Below are 16,573 nucleotides of genomic sequence, written 5' to 3'. Positions count from 1 at the left end.
AAACCCTCCTTGGTAGCCTTTATTGAATAATTATACTCCAAACTATGACTATTGGAAAGAGCGATTTTTATATTCCAGTCTGATTTTATCTGCAATCAGAGCAATAAATTCTGAATTTGTGGGTTTTCCTTTTCCTGTACTGACTGTGTAACCGAATAATTCATCTATTGTGTCCATTTTTCCTCTGCTCCAGGCAACTTCAATGGCGTGTCTGATAGCCCGTTCCACTCTGCTGGCTGTTGTCTGATGTTTCTTTGCAATCGTAGGATACAGTATCTTGGTAATGGAATTGAGCATCTCCATGTCATTAACTGACAGGATGATGGCGTCACGCAGATACTGATATCCTTTAATATGTGCAGGCACTCCAATCTCATGAATGATATTTGTCACGTCTGTTTCCAGATTTCTCACAGGTACCGGATTGTCTTCTGTCCTTTCAGGCTGCCGCCCGATCTGACGTATTCTTCTCTCGCCGGCTCTGCGCACATGTTTGATACGATTAAGCAGCATCTGATTATCGAAAGGCTTCAGGATATAATAATCTGCCCCTAAGTTAAATGCATTTTCTGTAATACGTTCCTGACCGACTGCCGAAACTACGATAAATGATGGGATCTTTTTGAGACTTTTGTCATTGGCAAATTTCTCCATTACTGCCAGTCCGTCCATTTTCGGCATAATAATATCCAGAACCACAACGTCCGGTTCCTTTTCACGTATAATATTACAGATTTCTTCTCCGTTATGCGCTTTTCCCACAAGTTCCAGATCTTTGTCTTCTTCTATTATCTGACCAAGTACTTCCACCATTTTCTCATTATCATCTGCAATTGCCACATTTAATTTTTCCATAAATTTCACTCCTCCCCCATTTTTCAATAAATCTCTTTTCTTTTTCGGTTCATCACATATTATAGAGGAATGCTTACGGAAAAATCAAGACACAGAGGGAAATTTGTCCTATTTTATGTCGACAGCTTTGGTGATTCTTTTTTCTTTATTTTCATTTTTCACAGGCATCTGATATATTTCGACAATAATCAGATTTTTGTTTCATAATCCTGATCATCCATTAAAAAAGTCTTTCTGTATTTTTCAGCATATTTTCAATAAAGATTCCATATCCGCTGGAAGCATCCTGAACAAATACATGAGTTACCGCACCAATGATTTTTCCATTCTGGATAACCGGGCTTCCGCTGAGCCCCTGTACAATCCCTCCTGTAGCTTCCAGAAGTTCTTTATCTGTCACCTTTATCACAAAACTTTTGTTGGTATCTTCATGATTCAAATCTATTTTTCTGATCTCTGCATCATATTCTTTTACCTCGCCATCTGTACTGCAGAGAATTGTGGCTGTTCCAATCTTCACTTCCTGCTTATACGCAGCCGGCATTTTCTTTAAAGTGATCGCATCATCTGCAATCCCTGTGAACTGACCATAAATTCCGTTTCTGCTGTTTGCTTCGATAGTTCCAAGAATATTTCTGTCATCATAGCAGATATATCCTGCAAGTTCGCCGGGATTGCCTTTACTTCCTTTGTTAATCGCAAGAATCCGGGCTTTATACAAAGCTCCGTTTCGGATATTCAGAAGCTGGGCAGTGTCTATATCACTGATTCCATGGCCAAGGGCACCATAATTACCATTCTGATCTACGTAGGTAAGTGTTCCTATCCCCTGAGTATCATCTCTTACCCAGATTCCAAGTTTATAGTCTCCTTTTTTGTCTTTTACAGGAGTTACAGATACAGGAATACTCTCTCCTTTGCGGCTTATCCCCAGTGTAACTTCGCTGCCATCAAGTTCTGAGATGTCATCTATCAGTTCTCTTTTTGTAGAGATTTTTTCTCCGTTAAATGAGATAATGTAATCTCCCTGTCTGATAATATTTCTCGCAGGCTCCTCTGTCTCACCATTCCGATTCTGAATTTCACCGGTGTCAATCACCAGAACACCTTCTGTTTGCATATAAATTCCTATGGTGCTTCCGCTGACATAAATTTCCTGATCATCTGCAGGTGTCACTTTTATTTCTTTAAATGGAATATAACCCAAAAGTTTACAGGGCAGAATATAGCCTCCATCCTGCGAAACAGTAACTGCTTCTTCAAATGTAACAAACGGTGTTGACAAAACTTCTGTGACATCTTCTGTTTTTTTGCCTCTGGAAATCTGAATTTCGTCAGGTATCTTTCTGTCCAGATATCTGTAACCTGATATCAGCATCACCAACAGATCCAGCACAAGACAACAGATGACAAAAAGTCTGTATTTTCTTTTGTTCATTGTTATGCACATCCTTTCATTCTGTATTTATGAAATTCTGTAACTGTGAAATTGCCATAAAACACTTCCCATCACAGTAAACCCGAAAGGTACAAAAATAAGAGAGAACAATCCGTCACAAAGATTATCCTCTCTTAGTATGTGGTCAATTATTTTATTTAAATCTTGTATTTTTTTGTTTCTGTGCCAATTCTTTCATCTCTTTCGCATTCTCAAGAACTGCAGGTGTAATTTCTGCACCACCTAACAGTCTTGCCAGTTCGCGGATGGAATCATGTTCTTTAAGCACATGGATCTGGGTAATAGTCTCAGTTCCCTGCAGATGTTTTTCAATTTCAAAATGACTGTCTGCCATAGCTGCAATCTGCGGCAGATGCGTGATGCAGAGTACCTGATGATGCTGTCCGATCACTGCCATCTTTTCAGAGACTTTCTGTGCAGTTCTTCCACTGATACCAGTATCGATCTCATCGAAGATCAATGTCTCAATCTCATCTCTGTCTGCAAGGATTGCCTTTAATGCAAGCATGATTCGAGACAACTCACCGCCGGATACGATCTGTCCCAGTGGCTTCAGAGTTTCTCCGGGATTTGTAGAAATGAGATACTGGATATCATCGGTTCCATTATCTGTGTAGTTTTTCTTTTTCCGGAAATCAATGGCAAAATTCACATCCAGGAAGTTTAAATCCTTCAATCCCTGAATAATCTTCTGCTCAAGCTGTTTACTGTATTCTTTACGGATTTTTGCTAATTCATCCGACTTTTTCTCAAGAATATTTTCCAGTTCTCTGAGATGCTCCTTTAATTCCTGTAAATTTTCTTCATATTTATGTAATTTTTCCAGTTTTTCTTCCTGAAGTTTGCGATATGTGAAAATTTCCTCAATGGTACGTCCATATTTTGCCTTCAGTCCATTGATCAGATCCAGTCTTCTCTCTGTCTCATAAAACTCTCCTTCATCAAAGGTCAGCTCGTCCAGATAAGCGGATAATTCTCTGTTAAAATCATTCAGAAGACCGTCTACAGAAGTAAGTGTCTCTGCAAGAGGTGTAAGCTCCGGATCATACTGTGTTACATGAGAGAATTCCTTTAATGCCTCTCCGACAGTCTCTCCGGCGCCTTCCTTGCTTTCATAGCCTGTGAGATTATGTACAAGCTGTAGGGAGTCAACGATGAGTTTTGCATTGCTCATTTTTCTGTACCGGGCTTCCAGTTCCTCATCCTCTCCCGGCTGCAGATTTGCTTTCTCGATTTCTTTGATCTCAAACTCCAGAAAAGCCAGCTCACGATTCCTCTGCTCCTCATTCATATTCATGGAACCAAGTTCTGTTTTGCATTTGCTGTATTCTTTGTATGCCAGAGATACTTTCTCCTTTGCAGGAAGGATTTTTTCTTTTCCATATGCATCCAGGATTGCAAGCTGCTTATCCTGATACAGAAGTGACTGATGCTCGTGCTGTCCATGGATATCCAAAAGGCATGCAGCAGCGGCCTTCATCTGACCTACAGTACTTGTCTCTCCATTAATCTTGTTGATGCTTCTTCCATCCATGATTTTTCTGGACAGAAGTACCTGTCCATCTTCCGGACAGATATCCAGTGCTTTCAGTGTCTCCAGCGCTTTCTCGTTTTCTACCTGAAAAAGCAGCTCCACAAGTGCATAGGATGCATTTTCCCTTATCATATTTTTAGAAGTTTTTGCACCCAAGATCAGCTGCATAGACCCCAGAAGGATAGATTTACCTGCTCCGGTCTCACCGGTCAGGATATTCAGTCCGGGACCAAATTCTACTTCTATTTCTTCTATCAATGCAAGATTTTTCACATGCAGATGAGCTAACATTTATTGCCTCCATAATCAAGTCATTTGTAATGTTAAAAGTTCAGGATTGTAACTGCAAAGGTATTGAGCAGTTACTCGTGGAATCACTTATTCAATCTGACAAAACTTCTCAGTTTCTCTGCTGCTCCCAGTGCCATGTCTGCAGTCTTTGCAGCACACATAATAGTGTCATCACCTGCAATACATCCCAGTATTTCCGGCCATTTCAACGCATCCAGGGCTGCTGCCACGCCCATGGCCATTCCGGAAACGGTTTTGATCACAATGATATTCTGTCCCACATCAATAGAAAGCAGGGTATCTTCCAATACTCTTGTATATTTTTCTCCAAGACTTCCTGATTCATTATTAATAATTGCATAACGGGACTTTCCGTCCTTTCCTGCCACTTTTGTCAGCTTGAGAGCACGAATATCTCTGGATACAGTCGCCTGTGTCACCTTAAATCCTGCCTCATTAAGTCTGGAGGCCAGCTCTTCCTGTGTATCAATATCATACTGATGAATCAGTTCAATAATTTTCTCATGTCTCGCAACTTTCACCTTATTTCCTCCTGCTGATCAGCTGTCTCTCATCTTCCGGCGCAATACCTCAACAAAACTTAAATGGTTCAGCTTCAGAATCTTTGTCTTTACATCTGCCTGCCGGATCTGAATGCAGTCACCGGTGACCATGGGGATAAATGTATCTCCGTCAAAAGATGCGATTCCCTTTTCACAGTCACAGTGTCTTCCTTTTCCTATCTCTACAGTGATCACATCCTGCGCAGGAAAAATAATGCTTCTTGTATTCAGCGTGTGTGGTGCTATGGGAGTCATGATCGTCATGGCGGCATTGGGCGATACAATAGGTCCTCCCGCTGACAGACTGTATCCGGTAGATCCGGTAGGTGTTGAAATAATAATTCCATCAGCATTATAAGAGTTAAGATAAACATCATTTACATAATTCTTAAACCGGACCACGCGGAGATGACCGTCTCTGCCGATCACAATGTCATTCAATGCAATATCCTGTCCGATCAGTTTTCTGCCGCGGTACACCCTTCCTTCCAGCATCATGCGTTCTTCTACCTCGTAATCATCCGCCATCAGCTGATCCAGAGCACTGTACAGAGAGGTCTGATTCACTTCTGCAAGAAAACCCAGATTTCCCAGATTGATTCCAAGAAGAGGAATTTCCTTATGCACCACATCCCTTGCTGCCTGAAGAAGTGTGCCATCTCCTCCCAGAACAATAATACACTGTGTATCGTCCGGAACCTTATCAGGATCTGTATAATGAAAGGAACCCTCATGTTTCCTTTCTGCCTGCTGTACTTCACAGTTTTTGTGATGTGTTTTCAGATAATCTGCGATTTTTTCTGTGATTTCAAGTTTTTTATCCTTGTCACTGTTTGTAATAATATAAAACCTGTCCATAGTTTCTTCCTGACTCAGCCTTTTTAATCCAACTGTCCATGAGCCTCTGCCACAACAGCTTCTACAGATACCTTCAGGCTGTCGGTAACCCCGGTACCTTCCGGATGTTTTTTCAGATGAAGAAGATATTCGATATTTCCTTCCGGTCCTTTAATTGGCGAAAAAGAAAGATGACATGGCTCCATAAAAATACTCATGGCATAATCGCGCACTTTTTCGATCACTTCCTGATGAACAGCAGGATCTCTTACAACCCCCTTCTTTCCGACTTTCTCTCTCCCCGCCTCAAACTGCGGCTTGATCAGACATACGATCTCACCCTCATCTGTAAGGAGATTTCTTACAGGAAGCAGTACTTTTGTAAGAGAAATAAAGGACACATCAATTGATGAAAAATCTGCCGGTTCTCCCAAATCCTCCGGTACCACATAGCGGATATTGGTTTTCTCCATACAGACTACACGCGGATCATTACGAAGCTTCCAGTCAAGCTGTCCATATCCTACATCAATGGAATAAACTTTTACTGCCCCGTTCTGTAACATACAATCTGTAAACCCTCCGGTGGACGCACCTACATCCATACAGACCTTACTATCCAATGTGACATCAAAGTTTTTCATAGCTTTTTCAAGTTTCAGCCCACCACGGCTTACATACGGAAGAGTGTTTCCTCTGACCTCAATCTTTACAGTCTCCGGGAACATGGTTCCCGCCTTATCTTCTTTCTGACCATCAACATATACATCGCCTGCCATGATGAATGCCTTTGCTTTCTCGCGGGATGGTGCAAGGGCACGTTCCATCATAAGCATATCCAAACGTTTCTTCATTACTCTCTTAATTCCTCACTATCTTCTATTGCCTGTCTGATGTCTTCCACTCCAAGTCCAATCCGGCTGCGCAGGCTTTCTACATTTCCCTGGGGTACGAAACGATCCCAGACAGCTGCCGACAACACTCTTATTTCCGGATGACAGGCTTCCATATAAGCAGACACATGCTCTCCGTATCCGCCGTTTTTCACATTCTCTTCTACTGTCACAAACAGACTGTGATCCTTTGCCAGTTCATCAAGAAGATCCACATCCAGTGGTTTCACAAATCTGGCATTTACAAAAGTAGGATCATAGCCGTCATCTTTCAGTCCTTTACAGATTTCCATGCAGGACGGGATCATACTTCCCACTCCCAGCACAGCGATTTTTTTTCCTTTGCGGATAATCTCACTTCTGCCATATTCCACAGGTGCCTGATATTCCCGAAGCCCCTGATGCGCACTGCCTCTCGGATAGCGGATTGCAATCGGTCCGTCAAAGCTTACCGCAAATGCAAGCATCTCTTCCAGTTCTCTGTCATTCTTCGGTGCCAGAACAGTCATATTCGGCATCATGGACAAATAAGACAGATCAAAGCAGCCCTGATGCGTCTCCCCGTCTGCGCCTACAAGCCCTGCCCTGTCAACAGCAAAAATCACATGAAGCTTCTGCATACATACATCATGCAGGATCTGATCTACAGCACGCTGCAGAAAAGATGAATAGATGGCAACAACAGGAACCAGGCCGCCAAGAGCCAGACCCGCCGCAAAACTCACCGCATGTTCCTCTGCGATTCCCACATCAAAAAATCTGTCCGGAAATCTCCTGGAAAATTCCACAAGTCCGGTTCCATCCGGCATGGCTGCGGTAATAGCTGTCAGTTTTTTATTTTTCTCACCAAGAGAGACCAGTGCTTTGGAAAAAACATCTGTATAACCCGGCACTGTTTTCTTCTGAAGTACCCGGCCTGTTTTAATATCAAAAGGACCTGTTCCATGAAACCTGTCCGGATAGGCACTTGCAGGTTCGTATCCTCTGCCTTTCTTTGTCAGGACATGAACAACTACCGGTCCCTCTACCCGTTTTGCTTCATTAAAGAGTTTCATCATCTGACGCATATTATGACCATCAACAGGTCCCAGATATGTCAGTCCCATATTTTCAAACAGCATTCCCGGAATAAAAAGCTGCTTGACACTGCTTTTGGTTTTTCTCATAGTATCTACCAGAGCAGTCCCTACCTTCGGAACCTTCTTCAGTGCCTTTGTCACACCCATCTTCATTCCTGTATAAGCTTCTGCAGTTCTTAGTGCACTCAGATAAGTGGACATGCCTCCTACATTTCTGGAAATGGACATATTATTGTCATTTATGATAATAATAAAATTTGTCTTTAACTCTGCAGCATTATTTAATGCCTCATACGCCATTCCTCCGGTGAGAGCACCATCTCCTATCACAGAAACCACATGATGCTTCTGTCCCAGAATATCTCTGGCATGCACATATCCCAGTCCTGCCGAAATTGAATTGGAACTGTGTCCTGCATCATATGCATCACAGGGGCTCTCACTTCTCTTAGGAAAACCGCTTAATCCACCTTCCTGTCGCAGATTCTTAAATTCATCTTTTCTTCCGGTAAGAATCTTATGTGTATATGCCTGATGTCCTACATCCCAGATTAGTTTGTCTTCCGGAAAATCCAGCACATTATGAAGAGCCAGAGTCAGTTCCACTACTCCCAGATTTGAAGCAAGATGTCCGCCTGTCTGACTTACTGACCGGATTAAAAAGTCCCTGATCTCCGCTGCCAGAGGCTCGAAATCTTCCAATGGTATCTTATGGATATCATTGGGTTTCTTAATCTTTTCCAGAATCATTTGTATCCTTCCTTTATTTTCTGCGGTTTATTAATTTTTCAATTAACAAATACAGAAACTCGTTATTTTTATTCAGACTCTTCAGCAGATCGATTGCCTTTTCTGAGAGTTCTTCCACCTGTTCAGCAGCCTTCTCTGTTCCAAAAAGAGTCACATAAGTAACTTTATTATTCTTCTCATCACTGTGTACAGGTTTTCCCAGTTCTTCTGCAGTGCTGGTCACATCCAGAATATCATCCTGAATCTGGAAAGCCAGTCCTATATTTCCGGCAGCTTTCTCCACTGCAGATACTTCCTGCTCATTTGCTCCTGCAAGAATTGCGCCTGTCATCATGGAGGCTTCTATCAATGCTGACGTCTTATTTCTGTAAATATAGTCAAGCATCTCTTTTTCAAGGGGCTTTCCGTCATTTTCCACATCAACACTTTGTCCTCCAAGCATTCCATGAATGCCTGTTTTCTGTGAGACCACTCTCAACGCATGGATTACCCGATCCTGCTCTTTTGTCAGGGCAAATGCCTGAAACATGGTTTCGTATGCGTAATTAAGCAGCGCAACACCGCTTAACACCCCCATGGCTTCCCCATATACCTTATGTGTAGTCAGTCTGCCGCGCCTGTAATCATCATCATCAAGTGCAGGAAGATCGTCATGGATCAGGGAATGAGTATGGATCATCTCCATTCCTGCCATAAACGGTTTTACAACTTCTTCCTTACCATCAAACAGGCGATATGTCTCCCGGATCAACATTGGCCGAAGGCGCTTGCCTCCTGCCAGCATACTGTAATTCATAGCCTGAGCCATTGTTCCGGCGAATCCCGCCTCTGCAGGCAGAAAGCTTCTGATCACTTTCTCTGTTTCTTCCGTTCTCTTTGCTAATTCATCTTGAAAATTCACTAAATGTACCATCCTCATTAAGCTGCAGCATTTTCTTCTCCACTGTATCCAGCTTCCCGCTGCAAAGTTTCAAAAGTTCCATGCCCTGTCTGTACAGTATAAAAGAGTCCTCCAGCGATGTGTCTCTGTTTTCCAGTTTTTCAGCCAGCAGATCCAGTTCTGCAAACATCTCTTCCAGAGATTTCTCCTCCTGTAACTGCTCACAGTTTTCTTTCTTCGCCATAGATTCTCTCCTCCTTCACCGTACCTGTAACATCTGCTTCTATCGTACCGTCTGTCACAGATATATAAATGGTATCCCCATTTTGTACCTGTTCTACACTTGTCAATGTCTTTTTATATTTATCTGCCACATAAGAATATCCCTGATTCAGTTTCTTTAAAGGGGAAAGTCCTGCAAAACGTTCCAGATAAACAGACAATCTGTGTCTCTCATCCTGAAGTTTCCTGTTCATTCCATTTTGTACAGCATTCTCCAGATCTGCCAGACGCTGTCTCTGCTCCCGCAGCCTGTTCTCCGGACTCAGATAAGCAAATTTTGTCTGAAAATGCTCCAGTCTGCTGCGGTACAGATCCGTTTTACCACTCATTGCACGATATAACCGCTGCCTGTAAATACTGACTGCTTCAATCACACTTCTGTAATCATCCACCGCAAGCTCTGCCGCAGCAGAAGGAGTAGGAGCTCGCAGATCAGCAGCGAAATCAGCAATTGTAAAATCCGTTTCATGACCTACTGCGGAAATAATGGGTGTACTGCACTCAAAAATAGCTCTGGCCACGATTTCTTCATTAAACGCCCAGAGATCTTCAATAGAGCCACCGCCTCTTCCCACAATAATCACATCCACATCTGTCTTATCAAGCATCTGTATTCCTTTTACAATACTTTCTGCCGCACCCGCCCCCTGTACAAGAGCCGGATATAAAATAATCTGTAAATAGGGATTTCTTCGATAGGAAATATTGCGGATATCCTGAACAGCCGCACCTGTCGGTGCAGTTACCACACCCAGACGTCTGATAAATCTCGGAATGGGCTGTTTGTACTCCTGTGCAAACATTCCCATATCTTCCAGTTCCTGCTTCAATGCAAGATATCTCTCATACAGAATTCCTGCACCTTCCAGGGTAATCTCCTTTGCATACATCTGATAGCGGCCGTCGCGTTCATATACATCCACACTCCCGCCAACGATCACCTTATCGCCATTTTTCATGGCAAATGCAAGTCCCCGTCTGTGTCCGGCAAACATCACACAATTCAATGTTCCTGTCTCATCTTTCAGGGAAAAATAGATGTGTCCGCTTGTATGATATTTACAATTGGACACCTCGCCTTTTACATAAATCTTCTGCAGTAAATAATCCTGGGTAAACATATTTTTGATATAACGGTTTACCTGACCTACAGAATATGTGTTTTTCATTCTGATTTTTCTTCGCTTTCACTGTTAGCAATCTTGCCAAGGATACCGTTTACAAAGGAACCGGAAGTCTCACCGCCAAAACGTTTGGCAAGCTCTACCGCCTCATTGATAGCTACACCTGTAGGTACATCTTTGTCATATTTCAGTTCATACACTGCCAGACGCAGGGCAGTCAGGTCAACGCGGCTCATTCTCTTTGTCTTCCAGCCATTGCTTGTCTCATTTAACAGTGCATCGATCTCGTCTAATTTTTCAAGTACATGGCGGTATTTCCGGCTCATATACTCCTGATCTTTCTCTGAAAGTTCCTCCAGAGTATCAAAATAAAGTGAAAGCTGCTCACTCATCTCTTCCTCTGAATTAAATTCTGTCATGAACAGTAATTTAAAAATATGTTCTCTCTGCTCTCTTCTTCGCATAATTTTTGCTGTATAAACAGCTTTCCTTTCTAAATATCTCTTAAGTACACAAAAAAGGAAAGGGTTACTTTCCTTTTTCGTTCTCCATATCTACACTGGCAATATGAATATTAACATCTGCAACCTCAAGACCTGTCATATTCTCTATGGATGATTTTACTTTCTCCTGAACTTTCTTACTTGTCTCAAGAATGTTCTTACCATATTCGATATTCAGGTTCAGGTCTACTGTTACAACTCCTTCGAGTACAGTAACCTTAACACCTCTGGAAAGATTCTTCATTCCAAGTTTGCTTACCAGTTCGTTTGTGATATTGCCTGCCATGGAAGCAACTCCGTTTACTTCCGTAGCAGCAAGTCCGGCAATGATAGCGACCACTTCATCTGCGATCTGGACCTCACCAATGCCTCCTAAATCCTGTATTTTATATGTTATTCTTTTCTCTGCCATCTGAAAACCTCCTGAGGGATTCTTTAATCTTTGTTCATTATACCAAATCGACAGATAAATGAAAAGGGTTATTTACTGAATTCCGTTAATATTAAGCCAGGATTTCTGTCCTCTGTCATACCCACACTCCAGGAATTTACAAAGAGGAGCAGCGGATTTCCCTTAAGATCAGTAACTTTTTTCATATCAGAGGTTCCAATGATCTTATCCACTTTTACTTCTTCTTTATTTGCAATCCAGCGAATATGTTCATATGGAAGTGTTTCCAGACGGATATCTACATTATATTCATTTTCCAGACGATATTTCAGAACATCAAACTGCAGGACACCTACAACACCTACAATAATTTCTTCCATACCGGTATTAAACTCCTGAAAAATCTGAATAGCACCTTCCTGCGCGATCTGATTGATACCTTTAACAAACTGTTTTCTCTTCATAGTATCAATCTGACGGACTCTCGCAAAATGTTCCGGTGCAAATGTAGGAATACCTTCGAATGCAAACTTTTTACCGGGTGCACAAATTGTATCTCCGATGGAAAAGATACCCGGGTCAAAAACACCGATAATATCTCCGGCATATGCCTCATCTACCACATGGCGGGATTCTGCCATCATCTGCTGCGGCTGAAGCAGACGCATCTTTTTATCACCCTGCACATGATATACTTCCTGGGAAGCGTCAAATTTACCGGAACAGATTCTCATAAATGCGATTCTATCTCTGTGTGCCTTGTTCATGTTTGCCTGGATTTTAAATACAAACGCTGAGAAATCATCATCCATGGGGTCAATTTCCCCAATATCAGACACTCTCGGAAGCGGTGATGTTGTCATCTTCAGGAAATGTTCCAGAAATGTTTCCACACCGAAGTTTGTCAGCGCAGATCCGAAGAATACAGGTGTCAGCTTACCTTTGCTTACCAGCTCCTGGTCAAAATCTGCACTTGCGCCGTCCAGAAGCTCAATCTCATCCAGAAGCTGTGCTTTCTGCTCCGGATCCATAATCTCATCTGCCCGGCTGTCACTTAACGGGATTTCCTCGATCACACCTTCTTTGGTACCTTTCTGTGTATCAGAAAAGGTAAGTATTTTCTCTGTATTACGGTCATAAACACCGCGGAATTTCTTACCGGAACCGATTGGCCAGTTGATCGGGCAGGTTGCGATGCCAAGTTCTTTCTCAATCTCATCAAGAAGGTCAAATGTGTCGTTTGCATCACGATCCATCTTATTGATAAATGTAAAAATCGGGATATGGCGCATTACGCAGACCTTGAACAGTTTTCTGGTCTGTGCCTCCACACCCTTGGAACCGTCGATTACCATGACTGCAGAATCTGCTGCCATCAGTGTACGGTAAGTATCCTCCGAGAAATCCTGATGTCCCGGTGTATCCAGAATATTAATGCAGTAACCATCATAATGAAACTGCAGAACAGAGGAAGTAACGGAAATACCTCTCTCTTTTTCGATCTCCATCCAGTCTGACACTGCATGGCGGGCTGTTGCCTTACCTTTAACACTTCCGGCAAGATTGATTGCTCCGCCATACAGCAGGAATTTCTCAGTCAGTGTAGTTTTACCTGCATCCGGATGGGAAATAATGGCAAATGTTCTTCTTTTTTCTATTTCATTCGTATACTTAGACACGTTCAGCCTCCTGTTGCGCTTTCTTATAATTGTTTGCATAAAACACCGGCAACAGCCGGTATCAGTTACGTTTTCTATTTTTTTACAGCATTCCTATTCTAGTATATGCACCTCTTTTCTGTCAAGATATATGTTCGCATATTCATATCAAAATATCAGTCATAAATATCAGTTGTATCGATTGCGGTATCCTCATATGGCTGTGCTGATGTTTCGCTGTCTTCCTCATACGAAGTATCTGCTGATGTTTCATCTGTCTGTGTTGTATCTTCTGCATCTTCACTCTCCTTCAGTGGGGTGATCACAATATTTTCTGGCGCAATTCCTGTTTTCCTTTTTACAATATCTTCAATCTGTGCTCTCTGTGCATCAGAAAGTTCTGCTTCAGGGATCACAACATCCGCAGTTTCTCCGGTAAGATTTACAACTACATTCTTAAAGCCCTTCGCCTCCAGCAAAAGCTCTGCTGCCGCTTCTTTTTCTGAAAGGTCTGTCATCGAGACCATCGTATGTATTGCCTCCTGCTTCTCTTCATCATCAATTTCTTCATTATTGATAATGTCCTGCAGATCTGCCTTGTTCTGTGAGCGCACCTGTTCTCTGCTGATCTTTGCCTGTGCGGCAAATCCTGTAGAACCCGTAAACACAGCCTCCCCGGGAGTATCCGTTTCCTGACTGTCTGTAAGACTGTTATCAGTCAGACCTCCATCTGCCTGATTTTCATCCAGAAGAGCAGTTTCATCTGTAAGATCATATCCTGCATCTTCAAGGATACTGCTGCTGTCCGTACTTGCCTCCTTATCCCTGAATCCAAGATCTACATCTGCAAAGTTCAGATATCCTGCCACTGCAATCAGAATTGCCAGCGATGTAATAATGACCTGATTTTTTCCGATGACTTTTTTCACATTTATCTCCTCATTTCATTTTCATTATTCTAATTCTATGAGCATCCACCTGAAATAATGCCATGACCGCCTCCTGAATATTTTGGACCACTACAGGATTTCCTCCACCTTCCGCAGAAATCAGAACACCGGTCACCTGTATGGTTTCTGAATTATAGAAGCTCTGCCTGTCTTTCTTCTCATCTGTCATCAGGATAACCTGTACCTTTCCCACCCCTTCCGTATTTTCAAGAAATGCTTCAAGTTTCTCTTCCAGAACATTTTTTTGCATATCTTCACTCTGCTCTCCTGCCGTATTTTTCTTTTGCTGCTTACTGGATACAGGCATCGCCGCTACTGCCAGAAGTACTCCGATGAGCAACAGGATTCCCCATTTTGCCGGATTCATTTCGGACAATCTGGATACAAATTCTGTTTTCTTTAAGTCCCCACTCTTCCACCAGCGCATCTTTAAGCTCCTTTCTCTCCTCCTGAGAAATTTCTGTCTTCAGTACAAGGTTTGCCTGCGTCTCCTCCCCTTCTATATTTACTTTCACCTTATATACTTCTATGCCTCTTTTTTCCAGAGTTTCCCGGATTTTCTGTTCCAGTTCCAGTTCGTAACCTTTTTCCAGATAGACTTTCTGAATATTCTGAAATTCCCGGAGTTCTTTCTCTCTGTTTTCTTCAGAAAAATTATCCAGAAAACTTTCCGTCAGTTCCGAACCTTTTCCAAGAATGGAAAATATCGGGGTACTCATCATAAAAATCAGCAGCAGGCCCATAAAAAAGCGTACATATTTCTCATACTTCTGGTCAGGTATCAGATTCAGAACCGCAGTGAAAAAGATATAAAATACTGCCAGATTCCGAATCCATAAATACAGCTCTTCTTTCATATGTTTCCTCCGGCAATCTTTCTGTCAGTTCATCAGGATACAGAAACTACAACTATCAGGAATGTCAGCATGCAAAGTACTTCTGCTGTCAGCAAAAGCTTTAAAAGCATTGCACATCCCTCCCCCATTGTACTCAGGGCTCCCACAACTCTTTTGTCAGAAATTGGCTGTGCAATCGCAGCCAGAAAACGATAAACCAGAGAAAGACTTCCATAATGGATAATCGGTCCTGCTCCAATCAGCAACAGAAGGATCACGATTACTGCGCCAAAACTGTTTCGCACCATCACTGCACTGGTCAGCACTAATTCTGTTACAGCGGTCACTGCATTTCCAATGCCGGGAATCGCACTCGCTGCCTTGCCAACAGCAGAACGCTTCATGGCATCCATCACCGGGCTCACCATATTCCGCACAATCTGCAGACCAACAATAGCTCCCAGAAGAGTTTTCAACCCCCAGTTTACAGCTACATCCAAAAGTTCTGCCATTTTTGTAAGCATCTCCTCTTTTGACAAATAATTAACCATTTTCAGAAGCAAACTCAGGTTTACAGCAGGCAGAAACAGATTTGCAAGAAGCCACTGAACCGCCCAGATCATCAGCAAAATCCCTTCATAAAATGCAGCAGCCGTTGATGATCCGGTTGATGCAGCCACTGTCATAAAATAAGCCGGAGACAGAACTTTCATGAAATCCGTCAGTCCAAGAAGCCAGTTTGTAAGCGTACTTCCAAGCCTTGAGAAATTCTCCATAAGCATTGTAAACAGCGCAAGATAGACAATATAAAAGCTGATACTGCCAGCCTGTCCGTTTCCGAAAACATCAGCAAACTCCGCCAGCACCGCTGCAATAAAAATCACAAGTAAAAGTTTCAGTATTAATCCTTTTTCATTCTCTATATCCGAAAAAAAGAGACTATACAAAAAGCTCCGTACAGTCTCTTTTGAAACAGGCTCCTCCCCGTTTATGATATTCATCAGTGCTTTCCTGACAGAAAAAACATGGTCATCCATAATCTCATCCAACATTTTCTGCACATCATCAATCTGTATCTCTTCCATTAGATTCTCCTGCAGGATCTGTACTGAAGAATCTTCTTTCTGTTCTGTCTGCGCAGCGGCATATACGGATACTATATGATTCTGAAAGAATGTAAGATATGACACTCTTCCTACCAAGAGTATACATGCCAGTATACACCAGTAACCTTTCCACAGATCTGCCTGTTCCCTGATACTTCTCTCTTTATCCTGCCTCATATCATAAACTCCGAAATCGTATCCAGAATTGCCAGCAGTACCGGCATACTCAGAACCATCACAGACAGTTTACAGAACAGGTCGATCTGTGTTCCGATCATCTGATATCCGGCATCTTTGCAGATTGCAGATGAAAACTGTCCGATATATGTGATCCCGATAATCTTAACCAGAACTGTGAGATAACTGCTGTCTATGGGGAAGCTTTCTCTCAGCCTGTTCATGGTTTCAAACAGATAAGAAACTTTTCCTGCTGCAAGACCAAGAATCAGAAAACCCGTCATCATGGTCACAAGTGCAGCAAATTCCGGTCTGGTTTCTTTTAGAATAAAACCAAGCATCATTCCGCAGATACCCATGATTGAAACTTTCACAATATCCATGCCATTCAAACCTCTTTCTGTT

At 42.4% G+C, this 16,573-nt stretch carries 18 protein-coding genes; all 18 read right to left on the bottom strand.

Annotated elements, in window-relative coordinates:
* Positions 1-48: 48 nt before the first annotated feature.
* The gene (gene spo0A / locus LJE11_RS03270) at positions 49-855 is read right to left on the bottom strand and encodes a sporulation transcription factor Spo0A (RefSeq protein ID WP_008704085.1); all 807 of its coding nucleotides are present in this window, start codon (positions 853-855) and stop codon (positions 49-51) included.
* Positions 856-1,075: 220 nt separating this feature from the next.
* Positions 1,076-2,293: a SpoIVB peptidase gene (spoIVB, locus tag LJE11_RS03265; RefSeq protein WP_020994066.1), complete on the bottom strand. Its 1,218-nt coding sequence runs from the start codon at positions 2,291-2,293 to the stop codon at positions 1,076-1,078.
* Between the two features lie 154 nt (positions 2,294-2,447).
* Positions 2,448-4,139: a DNA repair protein RecN gene (recN, locus tag LJE11_RS03260; RefSeq protein WP_008704087.1), complete on the bottom strand. Its 1,692-nt coding sequence runs from the start codon at positions 4,137-4,139 to the stop codon at positions 2,448-2,450.
* Positions 4,140-4,222: 83 nt separating this feature from the next.
* Positions 4,223-4,681: an arginine repressor gene (gene argR / locus LJE11_RS03255; protein ID WP_008704088.1), complete on the bottom strand. Its 459-nt coding sequence runs from the start codon at positions 4,679-4,681 to the stop codon at positions 4,223-4,225.
* 18 nt (positions 4,682-4,699) lie between these two features.
* Positions 4,700-5,560, bottom strand: a complete 861-nt coding sequence (locus LJE11_RS03250; protein WP_008704089.1) for an NAD(+)/NADH kinase — start codon at positions 5,558-5,560, stop codon at positions 4,700-4,702.
* Positions 5,561-5,583: 23 nt separating this feature from the next.
* Complete coding sequence (locus LJE11_RS03245) at positions 5,584-6,393, bottom strand: TlyA family RNA methyltransferase (RefSeq protein WP_008704090.1); 810 nt, start codon at positions 6,391-6,393, stop codon at positions 5,584-5,586.
* The gene (gene dxs / locus LJE11_RS03240; protein ID WP_008704091.1) at positions 6,393-8,261 is read right to left on the bottom strand and encodes a 1-deoxy-D-xylulose-5-phosphate synthase; all 1,869 of its coding nucleotides are present in this window, start codon (positions 8,259-8,261) and stop codon (positions 6,393-6,395) included. Before dxs ends, LJE11_RS03245 begins: the two co-directional genes overlap by 1 nt.
* A 13-nt stretch (positions 8,262-8,274) precedes the next feature.
* Positions 8,275-9,162 carry a polyprenyl synthetase family protein gene (locus LJE11_RS03235; protein ID WP_008704093.1) on the bottom strand — a complete coding sequence of 296 codons (888 nt, stop codon included), beginning with the start codon at positions 9,160-9,162 and terminating at the stop codon, positions 8,275-8,277.
* A complete protein-coding gene (xseB, locus tag LJE11_RS03230) occupies positions 9,146-9,385 on the bottom strand; it encodes an exodeoxyribonuclease VII small subunit (protein WP_008704094.1) in 240 nt (79 codons plus the stop codon). The genes LJE11_RS03235 and xseB overlap by 17 nt, the downstream gene beginning before the upstream one ends.
* Entirely contained in the window at positions 9,363-10,592 is a 1,230-nt protein-coding gene (xseA, locus tag LJE11_RS03225; protein ID WP_020994067.1) for an exodeoxyribonuclease VII large subunit, read from the bottom strand. The genes xseB and xseA overlap by 23 nt, the downstream gene beginning before the upstream one ends.
* Positions 10,589-11,011: a transcription antitermination factor NusB gene (gene nusB / locus LJE11_RS03220; RefSeq protein ID WP_008704098.1), complete on the bottom strand. Its 423-nt coding sequence runs from the start codon at positions 11,009-11,011 to the stop codon at positions 10,589-10,591. The genes xseA and nusB overlap by 4 nt, the downstream gene beginning before the upstream one ends.
* A 64-nt stretch (positions 11,012-11,075) precedes the next feature.
* Positions 11,076-11,462, bottom strand: coding sequence for an Asp23/Gls24 family envelope stress response protein (locus LJE11_RS03215; RefSeq protein ID WP_008704100.1), 387 nt, complete (start codon positions 11,460-11,462; stop codon positions 11,076-11,078).
* Positions 11,463-11,530: 68 nt separating this feature from the next.
* A complete protein-coding gene (locus tag LJE11_RS03210; protein WP_008704101.1) occupies positions 11,531-13,120 on the bottom strand; it encodes a peptide chain release factor 3 in 1,590 nt (529 codons plus the stop codon).
* 155 nt (positions 13,121-13,275) lie between these two features.
* The gene (locus LJE11_RS03205) at positions 13,276-14,028 is read right to left on the bottom strand and encodes a SpoIIIAH-like family protein (protein ID WP_020994069.1); all 753 of its coding nucleotides are present in this window, start codon (positions 14,026-14,028) and stop codon (positions 13,276-13,278) included.
* Positions 14,029-14,038: 10 nt separating this feature from the next.
* Positions 14,039-14,299 carry a hypothetical protein gene (locus tag LJE11_RS03200; protein ID WP_227194528.1) on the bottom strand — a complete coding sequence of 87 codons (261 nt, stop codon included), beginning with the start codon at positions 14,297-14,299 and terminating at the stop codon, positions 14,039-14,041.
* 40 nt (positions 14,300-14,339) lie between these two features.
* On the bottom strand, positions 14,340-14,906 hold the full coding sequence (locus tag LJE11_RS03195) for a stage III sporulation protein AF (protein WP_008704104.1): 567 nt from the start codon (positions 14,904-14,906) through the stop codon (positions 14,340-14,342).
* 32 nt (positions 14,907-14,938) lie between these two features.
* Positions 14,939-16,168, bottom strand: coding sequence for a stage III sporulation protein AE (locus LJE11_RS03190; RefSeq protein WP_008704105.1), 1,230 nt, complete (start codon positions 16,166-16,168; stop codon positions 14,939-14,941).
* Complete coding sequence (locus tag LJE11_RS03185; protein ID WP_020994071.1) at positions 16,165-16,551, bottom strand: SpoIIIAC/SpoIIIAD family protein; 387 nt, start codon at positions 16,549-16,551, stop codon at positions 16,165-16,167. Before LJE11_RS03185 ends, LJE11_RS03190 begins: the two co-directional genes overlap by 4 nt.
* Positions 16,552-16,573: the final 22 nt, after the last annotated feature.

It is taken from the genome of Blautia sp. DFI.1.216, assembly GCF_020594215.1.
Lineage (GTDB): Bacteria > Bacillota > Clostridia > Lachnospirales > Lachnospiraceae > Blautia_A > Blautia_A wexlerae.
This window is presented reverse-complemented; position numbering and strand designations above follow the sequence as displayed.